The organism is Janthinobacterium sp. Ant5-2-1 (genome assembly GCF_001445815.1).
Lineage (GTDB): Bacteria > Pseudomonadota > Gammaproteobacteria > Burkholderiales > Burkholderiaceae_D > Janthinobacterium > Janthinobacterium lividum_E.
In genome coordinates, this window is record NZ_LNCE01000177.1 from 1 (window position 1) to 890 (window position 890).

General features: G+C 66.0%; 1 protein-coding gene and 1 pseudogene. Both read right to left on the reverse strand.

What is annotated here, in order from left to right; all coding sequences use genetic code 11:
- On the reverse strand, window positions 1-568 hold a 568-nt coding region (locus ASN89_RS27320), incomplete at its 3' end, for a cation:proton antiporter (protein WP_200969141.1).
- A gap of 51 nt (window positions 569-619) precedes the next feature.
- Window positions 620-890: pseudogene (locus ASN89_RS29165) on the reverse strand (hypothetical protein); the annotation flags it as partial.

Genomic DNA, 890 nt, shown 5'->3' on the forward strand with positions numbered 1-890 from the left:
GCCAGATGGCGCCATGCGGTCCCAGTTCATGCAGGCCCAGCAGGCCCAGCCCCAGCATGACGAAAGGAAAGCCGCTGCCATCGTTCATGCCCGCTTCGCTGGTCAGGATGAAGCGCAATTGCTCGCTGTCGCCCGCATGGCGCAGCTGCACGTCGGTGGCCAGCACGGGGTCGGTGGGTGCGAGGATGGCGCCCAGCAGCACGCCCGCGCCCAGGGGCAGGCCCAGCACCAGGTACACAAAGGCTGCCACCAAGGCCACGGAAATGGCCATCGACAGCCAGGCCAGGCGCAGCGAGGGCAGCCATCGCGCCCGGCTGAAGGGCACGGGCATTTTGACGCCAGCGGAAAACAGGGAGATGAGGACGGCGATTTCCGTCAGGGTTTCCAGCAGGGGCGCCTGCTGCTGCAGGTCGAACGCAAACAGGCCGAGGAACATGGGCCCCAGCAGCAGACCCACGCCCAGGTAAGCCATGGCCGACGTCAAGGGCAGGCGCGCGATGCGGTCGGCGCCCAGGCCGCGCGCCAGCATCAGGCAGCCGATCAGGATGAACCAGGCGGTGGTGCTCATGCGCCTTATTTTAGCGGCGCATGGGCGAGGGCAGCGCGCCGCAGGGTTTTGTTACACCTTGTAGAGCGACACGCTGTCGTTCTGCGCCTGCATGCCATGCACCTCGATGGGGTCGTGCGTGGAGCGCAAGCGGGGCAGGCTGTGCGGATAATTGCTCGTGATAAAGGCCAGCATCTGCTCGCGCACGAGGCAGCGCAATTCAAACGCCGTGCCCGAATCTTTCGCACTGATCAGAAAGCGCACGCGCACGGCCCGCTCGTTCGAATCCGTCGCCTGCACCGTGCAGACGCGCCCATCCCATTGCTTGGCCCCTTCGCAGATG